This is a genomic window from Streptomyces sp. NPDC003635, assembly GCF_053587635.1.
Map to the genome: position 1 here is coordinate 1 of NZ_JBSFOK010000084.1, position 19,439 is coordinate 19,439.

Below are 19,439 nucleotides of genomic sequence, written 5' to 3' on the forward strand. Positions count from 1 at the left end.
GGCCGCACCACGACCTCCTTGGCGGACGCGGTGACCGCCGAGAGCAGCACCGGCTGCGCGCCGGTCGAGAAGGTGTAGCGCATCTCGGCGCCAGCCCGACCTCACCTGCTGTCGCTGCCCTCGGTGTCCGGGAGTGCCGCCCGGCCCGCCTCCAGACGGGCGATCGGGACACGGAACGCGGAGCAGGAGACGTGGTCCGGTCCCGCGTCGTGGAAGACGTGCACGAGTCCGGGTCTCCGCCGTGCTCGCCGCACACGCCGATCTTCAGGTCGGGTCGCGCGGCGCGGCCCTCGGCCTCGGCGATCCCCACCGGTCGGCCCACGCCCTCGCGGTCGATCGTCTCGAACGGGGAGACCTTGAAGTTGCCCTCGTCGAGACAGGCGGAGGAGAACGCCGCCTCGACGTCGTCGCGGGAGAAGCCCCGCGTGGCCTGGGTGGGGTCGTGGGTGCCGCAGGAGAAGAACGCGGCCTCCCGCGCGATCCGGCCGGCCGTCAGCGCGGCCCTGGGCAGCTCGATCATCGTGCCCGCCGGGCAGTCGACGGCGATGCCGGTCTGCGCGGAGACCTCGGCCATAACCCGCTCCAACTCCGCGCGGACAAGGTGGACTTCTCTCGGACCTCTCCTCAGGCCCTGTCGTGCGTGGGGCGCGTGGCGCGTCGGGTCTCGGCTCACGCGCTGGTTTTCCGTGTGCCGGAGTCCGGCGCGCCGGGGCAACGGACTCATCCGGGTGGTACTCCCGGCGGCGGGCCCCGGATGTCCCCGGTCTGCGGTCCGGTCGCCCCTCAGTCGTGGGGTACGACGGCGACGGGCGCGGCCGCGTGGTGGATCACGCCGTGGGTGACGGGACCGATGCGCATGCCGAGGGCCGGCCGGTGCGTCTCACGGCCCACGACCACGATCGCCGCGTTCCGTGCCGCCTGGAGGATGACTTCCGCGGCGGCCGCCAGACCGATCGTGTGGGCCACCCGGACCTGCGGATAGCGCTGCCGCCAGGGCGCGATGGCCTCCAGGAGCTCCTTCTCGACCCGGGCCTTCATGCCGCCGTCCTCGTCGCCCGTGACCACGGCCCGGTACGCGAACGCTGGCGGACGGCTCCAGGCGTGCACGACGCGCACGCCGGCCCCGCGGGCTGCCGCGACAGTGAAGGCGAACTTCAGCAGTTCCCCGGCGGGTTCGTCCCGCTCCTGGATTCCGACGACCACTTCGCCGCCATCCTCGTCCGCCGCCGGGGCGTCCTCAAGGGCGTCGGGCCGGGAAGCGCGTACGAGCACCACGGGAACGCGCGCCCGGGCGAGCACGTGCTGACCGACGGACCCGAGGAGGAAACCGGTGACGGCCCCTTGCCCACGCGAACCCAGCACCAGCATCTCGGCGCCCTCCGCGCTCTGCAGCAGCGCCCGGGACGCGAGATCGGGCACCCGCTCGACAGCGACCGGGAGATCCGGATACGTCGCCGCGAGGTCCTGTCCGGCCTCGTTCAGCAGCTGCTGCGCCCACTGCTTCTGGGCTTCCGACTCCTGGGCCGAGGGAACGTCGACGGGCCGCCAGATCCAAGCGGTGACCAGGCGCAACGGCACGCCGCGACGCCGAGCCTCGCGGGCTGCCCAGTCCACAGCGGCGCGGCTCTCGGCGGAGCCGTCAAGGCCGACGACTATGGGGGAAAGCATGGGGGACACCTCCGTATCCGGTTACGTCCGGCGCGGGCCTCGGCACACCCGCGGGCCCGGGAGGTCCGGTGGATCCTCGCGGCGCTGCCTCAGCACGGCCCCGCGGATCAACCGCTCTCCTCGCTCCGATCGTCGTGACACCCCGGTCCGTGCGCCCAGGGGCCGCTGGTCCCCTCCCCCGGCCACTCGGCCCTCGGACCAGGACCGGGTGGGCCCCTCCACCGCCTTGCCACGGTCCCTCATCGGCCAGCCGGCCCACCCAGCCCGCGCAGTCGGGCCGAACGTCCCCCGCCTGCCCCCGTACGGCCCATCCCCGCTCCTCCCCCGCCCTCGCAGACTGGTCTGGACATCGCAGACCGGAGGAAAGGACGAGGGAGATGACCGTGCGGGTGGGAATCAACGGCTTCGGGCGTATCGGGCGTAACTACCTGCGCTTGGTGCTGGAGCGCGCGGAAGCGGGCACCGGCACGCCGATCGAGGTGGTGGCGGTCAACGACCTCACCTCCCCGGCGGCCCTCGCTCACCTGCTCGCCTTCGACTCGACCTACGGCAGGCTGCGCCGCACGGTCGAGCACGACGACACCTCGATCACGGTCGACGGCCACCGCATCGCCGTGACGGCGGAGCGCGACCCCGCAGCCCTGGACTGGGCACGCCTCGGTGTGGACGTCGTCATCGAGTCCACCGGCCGGTTCCGCACCCGCGAGGACGCCGGACTGCACCTCAAGGGCGGGGCCCGCAAGGTCCTGCTGTCCGTGCCCGGCAAGAACGTCGACGCCACCGTCGTGATGGGCGTCAACGAGGGCACGTACGACCCGGACGCCGACCACGTCGTCTCCAACGCCTCGTGCACCACCAACTGCGTGGCCCCGATGGTGAAGGTCCTGGACGAGGCCTTCGGCATCGACAAGGGCCTGATGACCACCATCCACGGCTACACCAACGACCAGGTCGTCCTCGACGGCCCGCACAAGGACCTCCGCCGTGGCCGCACCGCCGCCGTGAACATCATCCCCACCTCCACCGGCGCCGCCCGCGCCGTCGGCCTGGTCATGCCGGAGCTGGCCGGCACCCTCGACGGCCTCGCCGTCCGCGTCCCCGTCGAGGACGGCTCCCTCACCGACCTGACCGTCGTCCTCGACCGGGAGGTGACCGCCGACGAGGTCAACGCCGCCTTCCGCGCCGCCGCCTCCGGGTCCCTGAAGGGCATCCTGCGGGTGTCCGACGCGCCGATCGTCTCCCGTGACATCGTCGGCGACCCCGCCTCCTGCGTGTTCGACGCGCCGCTCACCCAGGCGCACGGCAGCCTGGTCAAGGTCTTCGGCTGGTACGACAACGAATGGGGCTACACCAACCGCCTCGTCGACCTCACCGAGTACGTCGTCGCCCGGCTCCGGGAGAGGTGAGACCCCCTTCCCCCATGTGCGCGGCCTTCGGCCCGGACCTCCGCTCCGGGCCGGAGGCCGCTCGTTGTCCCGCTGCCGCGCCTGGATTCCCCTCCCGTTCCACGACTTGCCCCTGCCGGATACGGTGACATCGCGGGAACGATCTGCCGTTCCCGCCCCGCCCCGGGAAACGCACACGGAGGAAGCCGTGGAGAGCTCCCAGGACAGCCGCGTCCGGTTGCCCCAGCTCCGGCTGGACGAGCTCCTGCAAGAGCTCCAGGCCCGGCTGGACGCGGCCCGCGGTACGCGGGACCGGGTGCACAGCCTGCTCGAGGCCGTTTTGTCGGTCGGTCGGGAACTGGACCTGGAGCAGGCCCTGCGCAGCATCGTGGAAGCCGCGGCCACGCTGGTCGAGGCACAGTACGCGGCCCTCGGTGTCATCGGACCCGACGGCAAGCGGCTGTCGGAGTTCCTCACCGTCGGGGTGAGCGAGGAACAGATCGCCGAGATCGGCCCCTTCCCCTCCGGACACGGCATCCTGGGCGAGTTGATCAGGAATCCGGAGCCGCTGCGCTTGTCGAAGCTCTCGGACCACCCGGCCTCGTACGGCTTCCCGCCGCACCACCCGCCGATGAACACCTTCCTCGGCGTGCCGATCCGGGTGCGCGACCACGTCTTCGGCAACCTCTACCTCACCGAGAAGCGCGGCGGCGCCCAGTTCGACGAGGAGGACGAGTCCGTCCTGTCGACCCTGGCCGTGGCGGCCGGTGTGGCGATCGACAACGCCCGCCTGTACGAGGAGTCCACCCAGCGCGAGCGCTGGCTGCGGGCCAGCGGGGAGATCACCCACAGCCTGATGTCCGGCAGCCCGCGCACCGAGGTCCTCGGGGTCATCGCCGAACGGGCCCTGGAGATCGCCGGTGCAGAGCTGGCCGCGGTCGCCGTGCCGGTGCCGAACACCGACACCTTGGCGGTGGAGCTGGCCATCGGCCAGGAGGCGGAGACACACCGCGGCCTGGTGCTGCCCGTCGAAGGCAGCCTGATCGGCGCGGCGTTCTCCGCCGCCGAGCCTGTGACAAGCGTGGACGTCACACGCGACGAGCGGATCTTCGCCGGCCCGCAGCGATTCGCGGGTCTTGGGCCCGCCGTGGCCGTGCCCATCGGCACAGGGGGCGGAGTCCGGGGTGTCCTCCTGCTCGTGCGGGCCGCCGGACGCACCGTCTTCGCCGAGGCGGAGACGGGACCGCTGGTGGTCTTCGCGGGCCAGGCGGCCGTGGCCATGGAACTCGCCGAGCGACGGGCCGACGCCGAACAGATCGCGTTGCTCGCCGACCGTGACCGCATCGCCAGGGACCTGCATGACCTGGCGATCCAGCGGCTCTTCGCCACCGGGATGACGCTGCAGAGCGCCGGACGCCTCATCGACCACCCCGACGCGTCCGAGAGGGTACTGCGGGCGGTGGACGACCTGGACGAAACCATCAAGATCATCCGTTCGACGATCTTCGGGCTCCGCGCGCGGGAGACCAGCGGCAACGAAACGCTGCGTTCCCGCGCGGCGCGTACCGCCGGGGAAGCGGCCCCGGTGCTCGGTTTCGCCCCCAGCCTGCGGATGGAAGGCCTGCTGGACACCAATGTGCCCCCGGAGATCGCCGACCACCTGGTGGCCGTACTGTCCGAGGCACTGACCAATGTGGCCCGCCACGCCCACGCCAGCCGGGCGGATGTGAGCCTGAAGACGGACGGCGTGGAAGTGACCCTCACCGTCACCGACGACGGCGCCGGCATCCCGCCCGAAGGGCGCCGCAGCGGCCTGCGCAATCTCGCCGAGCGCGCGGAGCAATTGGGGGGAGCACTGGAACTCCTTTGCCCACCCGGCGGCGGAACCACACTCACCTGGCGGGTCCCGGTCGGGGAGCACTGACCGGGAGACACTCACCAGAGCCGGCCCCGCACTTGGGACTGCGCTGAAGGAGCCCACCAGTAGCGCGGCTTCACGCCATGACGCGGTCGAGCCGTTTCGCCGGTCCGGCGGACGCCGTCCTGACACCGGACGTGTTCCCACCCCCGGTGCGGGAGCCCGGCGCCGAGCCGGGTGCCGCGGCTGCGCTGGACGATGCACGGCCGGGTCGGACAGCCGAGCGGTGCGGTGAGCGTGTGGACGAGCGGGGTGAAGGACCAGGATGTGCGCCGCGGGGCGCAGTGGGACCGGGCCCGGGCCGAGTTCAACTCCGACCGGGGCCACCGGCACGCACAACGGAGCTTCTTCCGGGCAACGCCGAAAGGGCTCCCTGTACGTCGAACCGGCCGCCGCCGTACCCGGTCACGCAGTCTCCAGTACGTCCCTGACCGGGCGGCGGGGGGTGGCCGGGCCCCGCGGCCCGTAGCCAAGCCGCAGCACCATCTGGACCTGCCCGGTGCCCGATGTCGGGTCGCGGGTCAGCAGGCGCAGCTCACGGTCTTCCAGGGCGTGGGAGGTCAAAGAGGCGGCCAGGTCGACCAGGGTGGCCTGCAGCAGGACTCGCTCCAGAGCCTGACCGGCGCGCAGCCAGTCGGCGGGGCCGTCGCCGGGAGTGCTCAGCAGGGCGAGGTGCGGGGTGTGCTCGAACGTGGTGGTGCCACGGTCGGCCACAGGCCGCCGCCCGGTGAAGTCCCGTACAGGGGCCTTGCCGTCCCGCCTGCGCGGGCCGAAGGCGTACTCGGGGACGCCGTCGACAGCGGTGTCCGCCTCCGGCCCGAGCCGGGTCCAGCGAACCAGGTCCACGCTGGCGTCGGGGTCCAAGGTGTCGCGGCACTCGGCGTCACGGACCAGGTCGAGCACGGTCTCGATGTGCCACGCGCCGGGGAAGAGCAGCACGCCTCCCTCCCGCGCCGCCGCGTCCTGCAAGGTGGCCCGCACGTCATCGGGGATGTCCTTCTCGGCGAAGGGATGGCGGCTGGTGTGCCGACGCCCGATCGCCGGGTGCAGCCGCGCCAGTTCCTCGTCTCGGGTGCTCCCAGGCGGATCGGCCAGATGGACCGCGGCGAGCAGCAGCGGGTCGTCGGGCTCGGGCAACAGCGTCGTCTCCGGGGAGAGATCCGCGTGCGCAGCCGCGACGCGCAGGTTGAAAAGCGCTGCCCCGCACCCGATGTGCAGCGCCCGATTGTCCGGGTCGGACCGGGGCATGGCCCGCTCGGGATCGGCCCGCAACTGCAGCACACGATCGCCGCTCAGGTGGCGAAAGCGCCATGGCTGAGCGTTGTGCATGGACGGCGCCGCGGTGGCCTCGGCCACCAGCATGGTCACCGTCTTCTCGTCGAGTGGTCGCTTTGCCATGGCATCCTCCTCGCACGGTGCCGGGGCGACGCAGGTGCGCCCCGGGGTACCGCGGTCGGCGAACCGGTGTGCGCTCCGCTCGCCGTCCGTGTCCCCCACCTCCAAACACCACGCCGAAACGAGACCCGCAAGGTCCCCATCGTCCCTGAGCCAGGTCCGAACGGCCCTCTCGGCGCGAGCCGACCAGGCGCCCGCCACGTGAGCCGCGAACCTCAGTCCACGATCACGCGGCGAGCCTTCTGTGACGCCGGTCAGACGTCGTGGTTCCGGTGCGGAACGACGGCGACCGGGCAGGCGGAGTGGTGCAGCGCGACGTGCGCGATCCGCCCCAGCTGGAGCCCCGACTGACCCTCGCGGCGCCGGGCGCCGACCACCAGCAGGTCGGCCTCGTGCGCGGCGTCGACCAACACCCGCCGGGCCTGGCCTTCGACAGTGCGTCGGCGCACTGCGACGTCCGCAGGGACGTCCTGCAATGCCTCTTCCAGTTCCTGGGCCGCCTTCTCCTCGTGCAGGCGGGCGGGCTCACCGGCCGGCAGCGGACGATCGGCGGCCTCATGCGCCGGGCGCCGCCAGGCCCGTACGGCCCCCAGAGTCACCCCACGCCGCCGTGCTTCCTCGACGGCGAAGCGCACGGCCGCCGAATCCTTCGCGTCGTCGCCGACACCCGCGACAACGCGACCGCGCACCGGCGGCGTCACCTGGTTGTCGTGGCTGCCGCGTAGGACGATCACCGGGCAGTCGGCATGGGCGGCGACGGCCAGGCTGACGGAGCCGAGCAGCATCTCGGCGATGCCGCTGCGGCCGCGTGTGCCCACTACCAGCGCGGAGGCGTTCCGTGCCTCACGGACCAGGGCGTACTCCGGCTCCTCGAAGACCACGTCGGCGGTCACCTTCAGGCCCGGGTGGCGGGCGCGTGCCCGCTGCGCGGCGGCGCAGACGACGTCCTGGGCCAACGGCAGCACGGTCGGCCTGGCGAGGTCCCGGGCGAGTGCGGCACCCTCGTACCGCTCCCACAGGCAGGCGTACACCACCCGCAGCGGCGCACCGCGCAGCACGGCCTCGTCGGCCGCCCAGTCGACGGCCCGCAGACTGGGCTCGGAACCGTCCACGCCCACGACCAGCGGCGCGCCGATGGGTCGTTGGATCGGTGCGTTCATGCTCTCCACTCCTCTTGAGAGAGCGTTCAGTCGTGCGCGACGACGGCGACGGGGGCGGTGGCGTGGTGCAGCACGGCGTGCGTGACGGGTCCGATGTGGGCGCCGATCGGGCTGCGGCGGATCCTGCGGCCGACGACGACCAGCGATGCCTCGCGGGAGGCGTCGATGACGTGGTTGGCGGGGCTGCCGGAGCGGGATTCTTCGACGACCTCGACGTCCGGGTACTTCCGCCGCCACGGGCGGAGCACCCCGGCCAGGGCGGCGGCTTCCCGTCGACGCAGTTCGGCGTTGATCTCGAGGTCGGCGGGCAGGCCGTAGGCGAGGTAGGACGGCAGGTTCCAGCCGTGCACGGCCTTCAGCGCGGTGCCGCGGCGCTTGGCCTCCTCGAAGGCGAAGGCGATCACGGCGTCATCGGGGTGGTCGGTGTCGAGCCCGAGCACCACGGGCCGGTACGCAGTGGCGGCGGACGGGATGCCCGCGGGGTCCTTCTCGTGCTCGTCCGCGGCCTGTTCGCCGGAGCGCACGAGGACCACGGGGGTCTCTGTTCGGGCGATGACCATCATGCCCACGGACCCGACGAGGAATCCCCCGACCCCGCTCAGCCCGCGCGAGCCGAGGACCAGCAGCTCAGCGTCCTTCGCCGCCTCGGCCAACACGTCCATCGGCCTGCCCGGGATCTGCTGCACGGCCACGTCCACCCCGGGGTGGCGCAGGCGAAGTCCCTCAGCCGCCTCGCGCGGAATCCGCTCGCTCCAGTGCGCTTGGGTCTGCGCACCCAGAAGCGGGGCCTGCGCCATGGGCTCCGGGACAGGCTCCCAGACGTGCACCAGTCGCAGCGGCAGCCCGCGCAGCTTCGCCTCACGGGCCGCCCACTCGGCGGCCGCACGGCTCTCGGACGAGCCGTCGAGGCCCACGGTGACGGTGCGGGACATGGTGTCCACCTCCTGAATCCGGTTTCGGATCACAGCGTGGCGGTGGGGCGACGACACCGTGCAGAGACCGCAGGTCCCGCAGTCGGGGACCGATGGGCCCCCAGCCGGGAACTCATGGGCAGAGGCGGCGGCGACAGATCCGCCGGGCTTGCGGGGGCCGACGTCCGAAGTGGCATCGCGATCAGTAGGCCGCCCAGGGATCCGTCGTCCACAGCGCGAGGCCAGGCGGGCCCCCGGCGATGTCGCCGGTGGCGGCGTTCACCCGGGACCGCCGCAGCGGACAGGGCCGGCAGGCGGTCGTCCCGGTGCCGTGCGGCCCCACGCCGGAGCAGGTCGCGGGGCCGATGGACCTGAACCGATGGGGCCCTTCGGCCCCTCTTTCGCCAGCGCCGCGAAACAGCGCCGAAACATGGTCAGGTGCCTGCTACACAGAGCATGCCGCCCGATGCGACGCGGCTTCCCTTCCCACCCCGTCCCCTGCCCGGGAGGCTTCATGTTGTCCGCAGAATCCGCCGCCGTGGTCCGTGCCACCCTGCCCGCCGTGGCCGGTGCGCTCGACGAGATCACCACGCGCTTCTACGGCGCGATGTTCCGCGACCGGCCGGAACTGCTCGACGGGATGTTCAACCGCGGCAACCAGGCAAGCGGAGCCCAGCGCCGCGCGCTGGCCGGCTCGATCGCCGGGTTCGCGACCGCGCTGCTCGACAATCCCGACACGCGTCCCGACACGCTGCTGGAGCGGATCGCCCACAAGCACGCCGCGGTCGGCGTCACCGACGACCAATACACGATCGTGCACAAGTACCTGTTCGGCGCGATAGCCGAAGTCCTCGGCGACGCCGTCACCCCAGAGGTGGCGGCCGCCTGGGACGAGGTCTATTGGCTCATGGCAGGAGCCCTGATCGGCCGCGAGGCCCGCCTGTACCAGGACGCCGGCGTGGAACCCGGACGGATCTGGCGGCAGTGGAGTGTCGTGGAGCGCCGCGCCGAGACCCCGGACGTGGTGTCCTTCGTTCTCCGCCCCGCCGACGGCAGGCCGGCGCCGCGGGCCCGGGCCGGCCAGTACGTGAGCGTACGGGCCCTGATGGCCGACGGGGTGCACCAGCTACGCCAGTACAGCCTCTCCTCCGACCCCGGCGGGGAGCTGCGGCGGATCACCGTCAAACGGGTCGCCGGCACGGCCGACGCACCGGACGGCGAGGTCTCCAACCTGCTGCACGATCAGATTCACGAGGGAGACGAGCTGACCCTGTCCGCTCCCTTCGGGGACGTGTTCCTCGACGACCCGGCCGACGCCACCACGCCGGTCGTACTCGTCTCCGCGGGGATCGGCGGCACCCCCATGACCAGCATCCTGGCGCGCCTCTCGACCCTCGGTTCGCCCCGCCCGGTGCTGGTCCTGCACGCCGACCGCTCCCCCACCGACCACGCCCTGCGCACCGAGATGCGGGAGCTGGTCGGCGAACTGCGAGATGCCCGCGCCGTGTTCTGGTACGAGCACCCCGGCCAGGAGGAACCCGATGCCCGCGAGGGCATGATGAACCTCGACGGCATTGAACTGCCCGAAGACGCCACGGTGTTCCTGTGCGGGCCTCTGCCGTTCATGCGCGAGATCCGCGCACAACTGCTGCGCGCCGGCGTTCCGGCACAGCGCATCCGCTACGAGGTCTTCGGCCCGGACCTGTGGCTGCCCGGCCCGGCGGCCTGACCGACGCGGGGACATCGGACATCCCATCGCACTTCCCCGAGAGGAACCGACATGACCAGCAGTGACATCCCGACCACCGCTCCCACCGTGTTGCTGCGTTCGGAGGGCGAGGTGGACCAGGAGACCCTCGCGTACGCCCGCACGAAGATCGACGCCGTCGTGGGCAGGCCCGGACTGCCCGCCGTCCAGGGCGAGGTGCGCATCACGAGAGCGACCGCCCACCACGCGGACCGCCCCTGGTCGGCAACGGCCGCCCTGCACGTCGGACGGCGTGAAGTGGTCGTGCTCGCCGAGGAGGCCACCGGCCGCGCGCTCGTCGACGAGCTGCAGGACCGGCTGCGCCGCCAGACCGACAAGGCCGCCCGCGCAGGACACAACGACCACCGGCAGGTGGCCCCGCCATGGCGCGGCGGCTCCCCCACCCCACGCGCTGCCGAGCGCGGCACGGGCACGCCGGACTCTCATCCGGCGTGAGTCCGCGGTGAGCGCAGGCCCGGTCGGTGACGGCCCACCGACCGGGCGTCCTTCGTTACCGCACCCGTGCCTGGGAGCCGAAGTCGCGGGCCGTTCGGAGGGGACAGGTGACCAACGGCCCACTGAGGCCCTGGAGACCACGCGCCGTCGATAACCCGGAGCATGATCCGGGAAGGCCCCTGCGATGTGCGGTCCTGCCGTGTGGACGATGCCGGTCTTCTCCATGACGTGAGGGCTGCTCGAGGACGACCGTGGAGGGTCGACGCATGCCTCGAAGGACTCCAGGCCCGGTTGCCTCCGCTCACCGGCGCCGTCTGTCTCGGTGTCGGTCATGCACCATCACCGCATCGGCGCGCTCAGGGTCCCGTCCAGTCGATGTGTCGCGACGCCCCGCAAGCGGCTCGAACTCGACGCAATGCGGCGGACTCAGGCGTCGCTGCGGCTCGCCGCTCATCCTTGCGCTTTGAGGGCGCGCAGGTGGTCCACGGCGATGCGTGCACAGGTTCCGATCACGGCATCCGCTGCGGGCTGCCGGACAGCGGTCCGTGCCGCCCGGGTGAAGACTGCGACCGCGTACCGGCCCCCGTCCGGGTAGTCCACGACGCCCACCTCGCTGCGCAGCATCGGCAGTGTGCCTGTCTTCCCGGCGACGCGCACGTCGTCGAAAGGGAAGCCGGAGACGAGGCGGTGGGGCCACACCTGCAGACTCATGATCCGGCGCAACTCCTCGGCTCTCTCGGGCGAGCACGCCTCATGCCTCCACACGGCACTGAGCAGAGTCGTCATCTCCCGCGGGGTGCTGCGGTTGGTCTTGCGGGGGTCCAGTACCCGAAGACGTGTCAGGACACCTGGATCGAGGTGCAGTAGGGACTCGTCGCCGTCGCAGTCCTCGGTGATGGAGTTGATGAGGTCACGTGTGGTGTGGACGGCGACGGTTCTGCGCAGGCCGAGTTGACGCATGCTCGCGTTGACCGCGGGGAGACCTACTCGCTCGAACAAGATGTCCGCAGCCGCGTTGTCACTGATGGTGAGGGCGAGGGCGAGCAGATCGCGCACGGACATGGAGACCGGATCTCGCAGCATGCCCAGGCCTGTCAAACCCCCCGTGCGCCCGGCGACCGGAATCTCCATCCGCTCCGTGGGGTCGATACGGCCCTGGTCGGCAAGCCGCTGCACCGTGACCGCGAGGCACAGTTTGTGCACGCTCGCCGTGCTGACGAGGTCCTCGGCGTCGACGGCGACCTCGGCTCGGCTGTCGATGTCGAGGGCGTGGAGCCAACCGGTGACCTGGGCGTCCGCGAAGGTGTCTCGAATGGTGCGCTCCAACGCCGCGCCGTGGGCCACGCCCTTCACACCGGGAACCCGTCGTACGCCGGCCGCGACCGTGAAATCCGTCGCGCCGCAGCCGTTTCCGCCACCGGCACCATGTCTCCTCGCTCCGCAAGTACGTGTTCCAGGACTTCGGCGAACAGGCGCACCGCGGGGTCGTTCTCGCGCCCGCGTCGCCACGCAGCGGACACCTGTTCCATCAGGGGGACTCCCGACAGGGGGCACCACACCGCTCCGGGCGGGACGGCGCGGGCGCGGGGTGCAAACGTCACTGCTGTGCCGGAGAGGACCAGGCCGTCCACGAACGCGGCGTCCCTGCCCGCGATGACAGCCCCTGGCTCAAAGCCGTGGCGACGGCAGGAGGCCAGTATCTCCGCATGCACCGCCGGCGCGAACTCCCGGGGGAAGAGCACGAGATTGTGGCCGTTCAGGGCGCCGAGTTCCACGGGGGCGGTGCTCGAGCCGGACATCAGCACGCCCAGCGGGCGGCACATCACCGTGCCGAGCCCCAAACCCGTGACGTCGGAGGGGTGCCGCAGGACACCGGTGTCGAGGGTCTCCGCCAGCAGTTCGTCGAGCTGGTCCCCTGCCGTGAGTTCGCACAGGTCGAGCACCACTCCGGGCGAACGCCGGCCGAACTCCCCCATCAGCGCGGCAACCACCGCGCTACCCAACTCCGGTGGTACGGCGGCGCGCAGTACCCCGGCAGCGCCACTGCGCACCCTGCCCGCGACTGCCAGGAAGCCGTCAGCACGCTCGAGCAGAGGGCGGGCCTCCACCAGCAGGAGGCGGCCTCCTTCGGTCAGGTCGACGCCTCGTGCAGTTCGGTCGAAGAGCCGCACCCCCAGCTCCTTCTCGAGCCGTTGGATACGTTGCGACAAAGACGGCTGCGCCAGTCCGAGCCGTGCCGCTGCTCTGCCGAAATGTCTCTCCTCTGTAACAGCGACGAAGTACCGTACGTGCCTGATCAGGTCCACAGGCTGGGATCATAGTCGAAACGCTATGACGATCAGCTGCATAGGGCTCTTGGACTCATCGTCGCAGCGCTGCTGTGGTGGGCGCCGTGCCTGATGATTTCGACACCTACCCCGCCCGCCGACGGCGCCACTCGCGCCGCCCCGTGCTCCTGCTGCTGGTGACCCTGACGATGCTGGCCACCGGCGTCACTGCCGCCTGGCGCGTACTGGGCGAGGACGAGGCCGACGAACGGACCGCCGTCCTCAACGCGTTCCTCTCCGCGTGGTCCGGCGGCGACATCGAACAAGCCGCCCGTCAGACCACCGAACCGGCCGTCGCGCGCGCCCGTCTGCAGCAGCTCCGCAAGGACCTGCCGAAACCCGTGTCCTTCGAGCACGGCGACCTCACGGAGGCAACGGGCTCCTACCTCATGCGGACGACGTACCAACTCAAGGGCGGGGCCTGGACGTTCGAGAGTTCAGCCACCGTCGTCGAGCAGGGCGCGGGGATGCGCGTGCGATGGAACTCCACCCTCATGCACCCGCGCCTGACCGACGGGAGCAAGCTCGCCTTGCGGGACGGAACCTCCCGGCGCGGCAGGATTCTTGCCGCCGACGGCCGTCCACTCGACGGGCTTGCCCCCGCCCTGGTCGGCAGCCCCGGAGGGAGCGGCCTGGAGTACCGCTACGACGACAAACTGCGCGGCCGTCCCGTGCAGACCGTCGCGATCGTGGGCACGAGCTCGGGCAGGATTCTCGCCACACTGCACAGCGGCGAGGGCCAACCCGGGCGGAACGTGCAAACCACCCTCGAACGGAGGGTGCAGCAGGCAGCGGAACGGGCCCTGGACGGAGTGGCGAAGAACGCCGCACTCGTCGCCATCCGCCCCAGCACCGGGGACATACTCGCCGCAGCCGACAACCCGCCCACAGGAGCGAACCGTTCACTGACCGGCCGGTACCCGCCCGGCTCCGACTTCAAGGTCGTCACCGCGGCCGCGCTGCTGGAAAGAGGGCTCAGCATCGACAGCCCGGTACCTTGCCCTCGCTACGAGATGGTCGACGGGCAGCGTTTCGAGAACCAGGACCTCTTCAACCTCCCAGCCGGCTCGACCTTCGAAGATGACTTCGCCCACTCATGCAACACCGGCATCATCGCCCAGCGCCAACTGCTCGGCGCCACCACACTCAAGGACACCGCAGCCGCTTTCGGCATCGGCGTGGAGTGGAACGTCGGAGCGGTCACCTTCGACGGGTCCGTACCAACGAACACCAGCGACAACGACAAGGCCGCGGCAATGATCGGCCAGGGACGCGTCGAGGCGAGCCCGCTGGTGATGGCCTCGGTCGCCGCGACAGTCAAGGCCGGCACCTTCCGCCAGCCCGTACTCGTGCCCTCCGCGGTGAAGGCACCTGCCACCGCACCCAGGGCGCTCAAGCCCGGTGTCGCCGAGAGCCTGCGCACGATGATGCGGTCGGTTGTCACCGAAGGCTCCGGCGACGCGCTGCGGGACCTGGCAGGCCGGCCAGGCGCGAAGACCGGCACGGCGGAGTTCGGAGATGAGACCCCGCCTCGCACACACGCCTGGTTCATCGGCTACCGCGGAGACCTCTCCTTCGCCGTCCTGCTCGAGGACGGCGGATCGGGCGGGGCCGACGCCGGGCCCATCGCCGCCCGCTTCCTCCAAGCCGTCGAAACACCGTAGACGTCGATGCGCGCACGGGACGATGCGACGAACTCATGCAGGGCCCGCGCCAGGCGATGCCATTCGTCGTACCGCGGTCATCCGCGCCGGCGCCCACACGGGTGGTTGGGGCTCCGACTCACCGGGCGAACCAGCCTGCGCCGGCCGCACGGATACCGCCACGGCGCCGATGCCAGCCACCGCGTCACGGGGGCCGCGCAGCGGTGCAGGCCCCCACCAGGCCGGGGGACAGAGGCGGCCGCCGATGTGAAGAACGTGCCTGACCGTGACAACCGACGACTCGTGAACCATCTCGGAAAGGGGAGACGGTGTCTCCAGCCCAACCGTACCTGCCGTCCCGACGCACCTCGCTCGCTCTCGCCGCGGGCGCTGCCCTCTCGGCAGTCATGCCGCTCGGTGCGCAGGCCCAGGCCGCACCCGCAGGCGGCGCCCTCACCGAACAGCTGCGAGAACTCGAACAACGGCACAGCGCCCGTGTGGGCGTCTTCGCCCGCAACATGGGCACCGGCGAGACCGTGGCGTACCGCGCGAACGAGCGCTTCCCCATGTGTTCCCTGTTCAAGACAATCGCCGCGGCTGCGGTGTTGCGCGACCTCGACCAGGACGGTGAGTTCCTGGCACGGCGCATCCGCTACACCGAGAAATACGTCGAGCGCTCCGGGTACTCGCCCCGCACCGGTACCGCCGACAACATCGAGAACGGCATGACCGTCGCTGAACTGTGTGACGCCACCATCTGCTACAGCGACAACGCCGCGGGAAACCTGCTGCTGCGCGAGCTCGGCGGCCCGACCGCCATCACCGGGTTCTGCCGCTCCATCGGCGACGGCACCACGCGGCTCGACCGGTGGGAGCCCAAGCTCAACTCGGCCGAACCCTGGCGGGTGACCGACACGACCACCCCCTCTGCCATCGGCTACACCTACGCGCACCTCGTGCTCGGCGACGTCCTCGCCCCCGCGGACCGCGCACGACTCACACGCTGGCTGCTGGCCAACACGACCAGCGACGAAAGATTCCGCGCCGGTCTGCCCGCCGACTGGACCCTCGCCGACAAGACAGGAGGCGGGAGCTACGGCGGCAACAACGACGTCGGCATCGCCTGGCCCCCGCACGGCGCACCCATCCTGATGGCCGTCCTCACGACCAAGCACGAGCAGGACGCCGTCGCCGACCACCCTCTCGTCGCCCGCACCGCCTCGCTGCTGGCCGAAGAACTCGCTGCCTGACCAGCAAAGCGTTGGGTCCGGCCCAGCGGTTCCAGGGCGGCAGGTCCCCCGGTGGAAACCCGGGCGGCCTGCCGCCGCGGCAGCCTCGTCGCTGCCGGCACCGTGTCCAGTCAGCGTCCTCAACTCGGCTGCCGTGCAGCGGCCTTGACACCGAAGCGCAGCCCTCAACTCCGTCACCAGAAGCTCTGAGCAGGCTGCGTACCGGTCAGCGCACGGGGGGTCAGGCTTCGCGGGCGCCTTCGTACATGGCCTCGACCAGGTCGGCGTATGCGCGTTCGACGACGGGGCGCTTGACCTTCAGACTCGGGGTGAGCTCGCCGTGCTCGATGTCGAGATCGCGGGGCAGGACGGCGAACTTCTTGATCGTCTGCCAGCGCTGGAGGCCGCTGTTGAGGCGCTGGACGAAGCCGTCGACGAGGGCGTGGACTTCGGAAGAAGTGACGACCTCGGCATAGGGTCGGCCGGCCAGGCCGTTCTCGGCGGCCCAGGGCATGATCACACTCTCGTCGAGTGCGATCAAGGCGGTGCAGTAGTTGCGGTCGCTGCCGATGACCAGGATGTTGCTGACGAAGGGGCAGATTGCCTTGAATCGGCCCTCGATCTCGGTGGGGGCCACGTACTTGCCGCCGGAGGTCTTGAACAGGTCCTTCTTGCGGTCGGTGATCCGGACGTAGCCGTCCGCGTCGATCTCCCCGATGTCCCCCGTACGGAACCAGCCGTCGGACTCCAGGACTTCGGCGGTCTTGTCGGGGAGGTTGTGGTAGCCGCGCATGATGCCCGGCCCGCGCAGGAGGATCTCACCGTCCTCGGCGATGCGGACCTCGGTTCCGGGCAGCGCTTTGCCGACCGTGCCCACCCGACTGTCGTCGGCCGGGTTGACGGTGCAGCCCGCGCTGGTCTCGGTGAGCCCGTAGCCCTCCAGCACAGGGACGCCGGCTCCGGCGAAGAAGTAGCCGATGTCGGGCGCGAGCGCGGCGCTGCCCGATGCGCTGCCCCGCAGGCGTCCGCCGAAAGCCGCACGGATCTTGCCGTAGACCAGCTTGTCGGCAAGGGCGTGCCGGACGGACAGCGACACAGGGACAGTGCGGCGGCCAGTGGCGACCATCCGCTCCTGACCGGTTCTGGCGTAGTCGCGGGCGACCTTCGCCGCCCACTGGAAGATCTTGTACTTGGCGCCGCCCTCGGCGCGCGCCTTGGCGGCGATGCCGTTGTAGACCTTCTCGAAGACCCGCGGTGCGGACGCCATGATGGTGGGCTGCACGACCGGCAGGTTCGTGATGATGCGGTCGACCCGACCGTCCACGGCCATGACGTGCCCGGACTGCACCTGGCCGGCGATCAGGGCCTTGCCGAAGACGTGGGACAGCGGCAGCCACAGGAACTGCACGTCGTCGGCGAGCACGAGGCCCGTCGACTCCTGGGCGAGACCCTGGTAGGACCAGCAGTCGTGCACCAGCCGCACGCCCTTCGGGCGGCCGGTCGTGCCGGAGGTGTAGATCAGCGTGGCGAGTTGCTCCGGACCGATGCTCTGGACCGTCTCCTCGACGGCGTCAGGGTGCTTGGCGAGATACTCGGTGCCGCGCCGCTCAAGCTCGGCGAGGGTCAGCACTTCCAGTCCCTCGGCTCCGGCCGCATCCGGCGCGGGGTCGAAGAGCACCAGGTACTCGAGGTCCGGCAGCTCGCTCTTGTGCGCGGCGACCTTGGACAGCTGCTCGGCGTCCTCTACGAAGATCGCACGACTGCCGGAGTCGGCAAGGATGTACGCCGTCTCCTCACCGTTGGTGCTGGGGTATACGGCCGTCGCCGCAGCGCCCGCACACATGACGCCCATGTCGGCCAGAATCCACTCGATCCGCGTCGACGAGGAGATCGCCACGCGCTCCTCGGGCCGCAGCCCCAGGGCGAGCAGACCGGCCGCGATCGTCTTGACCCGCTGGGCCGTCTGCGCCCAGGTCAGCGATCGCCACTCCTCACCGCCGCCGTCGACCGCTGCGGGATACCGGTACGCCTCCCGATCGGGGGTGGCCTCGAGCCGCGACAGGAACAGGTGCGCCACGGAAGGCGGGCGGCTTTCAAGAAGGTACTGCGCGGAACTCATGTTGGCCTCCGGGCCTGAGGGCACCCATCACAGATTGACTGACTGGCAAGTAACTTGGGAGCAGTGGAACGAGGCTAGGGCGTAAATCCCAGGCTGTGTAGAGGCGTTGGGTCACAAAATCGCTACCCGGCCACCCAGCGCCGCGGCCACACCAGGACCGGAAAACCAGATGAGAACCACCCGCTGAACCAGGTTTCTCGTTTCCCGGATTTGCCGCTCCGCTGCAGGCGAATCACTGACAGGCCCAAGACGACAGCGCCGCCCCGATCTGCGGCAGCCTCAAGATGACACGCATTCATGAGTAACGGCCTCAACCCATGGCTCCGTCGCTGGCACCTTTTCTGGAATATGACGTTCCAGGCTTTCGGCGTGATGTGCGGGGTACGCGCGCGATCACGGCATGGCCGACACCACGGGAGTGGCTCGGCCGACAGATGAGCCCCCAGGGCGGAGGAGGGAGCACGGAATGCGTTTGAACAGGCGGGTCGCGACGATGGCAGTGGTCGGCATATGTGCCTTAGGCGCGGCCGGTTGTGGCTCGGACGACGGTGCCGAGGGAGCGTTCGAGGGCGAGAGCGCGGATGCGATCGCGGCGAAGGCTGTCGAGGCGACCAGGGATGCCGATTCCATGCGCATGAAGGGCCAGGTCGAAGAGTCCGGTCAGAGCATGTCCATCGACATGGCGGTGGACAACCAGAGCAACTGCCAGGGGACCATCACCCAGGGCGGCTCGACGGCCGAAGTGCGACGGACGGGCGAGACGCTCTACCTCAAGGGCGACGAGAAGTACTGGCAGACGAGCCTCAAGGGCCAGCCGGGATCGGACAAGGCCGTGGCCAAGGCCGCCGGCAAGTGGGTCAAGGTGCCCGGCCAGGACGAACAGATGGCCGGCATGTGCGACAAGCAGAAGCTGGTCGCCGCCCTGGACGAGGACAAGTCCGAGCGGAAGGGCATGAAGAAGGACGGCACCGCCGAGGTGGACGGTACGCAGGCCGTCAAACTCACCAAGGAGTCCGGCGGCGAGACACACACTCTGTTCGTCGCCGCTGAAGGCGAGCCGTACATCCTCAAGTCCGTCGTGGAAGGCGGCGAAGCCCCGCAGACCACGACCTTCAGCAACTACGGCGACAAGGTCGAGCCCGAGCAGCCCGCGGACGGGGACAGCGTGAGCATCGAGGAGGTCGTGGGCGCCTCGTCGTAGGACGCCAGAGTCGGACACGGCTGGCGAGGGATGTCGACCAGCCCAGCCGCCCCTCGCCGCAGCCCCGTCAGGCGAGTAGTAGCTCTCCCGCGTGTGACATGCGGACGGTCGCAACGGGCGTGGGGCGGGCAGGAGGGGGCTGCCGACGGTGCCCGTCACCTCTTGCCGGCGCAAGCCTCCGCCTCCGCCACCGAGGGGGTCGAGGCCGCCGCGGGCGGGGTCCTTGGACTCGGGGACGACGACGAGGGTGGCGACCGCCCCGGTCAGCACGACGGGCAGG

At 70.8% G+C, this 19,439-nt stretch carries 14 protein-coding genes and 1 pseudogene; 7 read left to right on the forward strand and 8 right to left on the reverse strand.

Annotation, left to right across the window (positions count from 1 at the left end; genetic code table 11):
- Positions 1–101: 101 nt before the first annotated feature.
- Positions 102–610 (reverse strand): annotated as a pseudogene (locus ACWDRW_RS39015) (putative PEP-binding protein); the annotation flags it as partial.
- Positions 611–783: 173 nt separating this feature from the next.
- Positions 784–1,668 (reverse strand): universal stress protein, encoded by an 885-nt coding sequence (locus tag ACWDRW_RS39020; protein ID WP_451732953.1) that lies wholly within the window; start codon positions 1,666–1,668, stop codon positions 784–786.
- Positions 1,669–2,045: 377 nt separating this feature from the next.
- On the opposite strand from ACWDRW_RS39020, the gene gap reads away from it, so the two are divergent.
- Together gap and ACWDRW_RS39030 are read left to right on the forward strand one after the other, a co-directional pair.
- Positions 2,046–3,074: a type I glyceraldehyde-3-phosphate dehydrogenase gene (gap, locus tag ACWDRW_RS39025; RefSeq protein ID WP_451732956.1), complete on the forward strand. Its 1,029-nt coding sequence runs from the start codon at positions 2,046–2,048 to the stop codon at positions 3,072–3,074.
- A gap of 187 nt (positions 3,075–3,261) precedes the next feature.
- Positions 3,262–4,977 carry a GAF domain-containing protein gene (locus ACWDRW_RS39030; protein ID WP_451732959.1) on the forward strand — a complete coding sequence of 572 codons (1,716 nt, stop codon included), beginning with the start codon at positions 3,262–3,264 and terminating at the stop codon, positions 4,975–4,977.
- Between the two features lie 399 nt (positions 4,978–5,376).
- On the opposite strand, the gene ACWDRW_RS39035 is transcribed toward ACWDRW_RS39030, so the two are convergent.
- From ACWDRW_RS39035 to ACWDRW_RS39045, 3 genes are all read right to left on the reverse strand, one after another.
- Positions 5,377–6,369, reverse strand: a complete 993-nt coding sequence (locus ACWDRW_RS39035) for an Acg family FMN-binding oxidoreductase (protein WP_451732962.1) — start codon at positions 6,367–6,369, stop codon at positions 5,377–5,379.
- 251 nt (positions 6,370–6,620) lie between these two features.
- A complete protein-coding gene (locus ACWDRW_RS39040; RefSeq protein ID WP_451732964.1) occupies positions 6,621–7,526 on the reverse strand; it encodes a universal stress protein in 906 nt (301 codons plus the stop codon).
- Between the two features lie 26 nt (positions 7,527–7,552).
- Entirely contained in the window at positions 7,553–8,458 is a 906-nt protein-coding gene (locus ACWDRW_RS39045) for a universal stress protein (protein WP_451732966.1), read from the reverse strand.
- A gap of 493 nt (positions 8,459–8,951) precedes the next feature.
- On the opposite strand from ACWDRW_RS39045, the gene ACWDRW_RS39050 reads away from it, so the two are divergent.
- Positions 8,952–10,166: a globin domain-containing protein gene (locus ACWDRW_RS39050; RefSeq protein ID WP_451732969.1), complete on the forward strand. Its 1,215-nt coding sequence runs from the start codon at positions 8,952–8,954 to the stop codon at positions 10,164–10,166.
- A gap of 51 nt (positions 10,167–10,217) precedes the next feature.
- On the forward strand, positions 10,218–10,640 hold the full coding sequence (locus tag ACWDRW_RS39055) for a hypothetical protein (protein WP_451732972.1): 423 nt from the start codon (positions 10,218–10,220) through the stop codon (positions 10,638–10,640).
- A gap of 450 nt (positions 10,641–11,090) precedes the next feature.
- On the opposite strand, the gene ACWDRW_RS39060 is transcribed toward ACWDRW_RS39055, so the two are convergent.
- Positions 11,091–11,993, reverse strand: coding sequence for a serine hydrolase (locus ACWDRW_RS39060; protein ID WP_451732974.1), 903 nt, complete (start codon positions 11,991–11,993; stop codon positions 11,091–11,093).
- Entirely contained in the window at positions 11,990–12,946 is a 957-nt protein-coding gene (locus tag ACWDRW_RS39065) for a LysR family transcriptional regulator (protein ID WP_451732977.1), read from the reverse strand. The genes ACWDRW_RS39060 and ACWDRW_RS39065 overlap by 4 nt, the downstream gene beginning before the upstream one ends.
- Before the next feature lie 86 nt (positions 12,947–13,032).
- Between ACWDRW_RS39065 and ACWDRW_RS39070 the strand changes: the two genes are divergently transcribed.
- Together ACWDRW_RS39070 and bla are read left to right on the forward strand one after the other, a co-directional pair.
- Entirely contained in the window at positions 13,033–14,631 is a 1,599-nt protein-coding gene (locus tag ACWDRW_RS39070) for a penicillin-binding transpeptidase domain-containing protein (RefSeq protein WP_451732979.1), read from the forward strand.
- Positions 14,632–15,017: 386 nt separating this feature from the next.
- Entirely contained in the window at positions 15,018–15,860 is an 843-nt protein-coding gene (gene bla / locus ACWDRW_RS39075; RefSeq protein WP_451732986.1) for a class A beta-lactamase, read from the forward strand.
- A 220-nt stretch (positions 15,861–16,080) separates the two neighbouring features.
- Here bla and ACWDRW_RS39080 read toward each other — a convergent pair whose 3' ends face one another.
- Entirely contained in the window at positions 16,081–17,958 is a 1,878-nt protein-coding gene (locus tag ACWDRW_RS39080) for an AMP-dependent synthetase/ligase (protein WP_451732982.1), read from the reverse strand.
- 466 nt (positions 17,959–18,424) lie between these two features.
- Here ACWDRW_RS39080 and ACWDRW_RS39085 point away from each other — a divergent pair, with 466 nt between their 5' ends.
- Entirely contained in the window at positions 18,425–19,159 is a 735-nt protein-coding gene (locus ACWDRW_RS39085) for a hypothetical protein (RefSeq protein WP_451732984.1), read from the forward strand.
- Positions 19,160–19,439 lie beyond the last annotated feature (280 nt).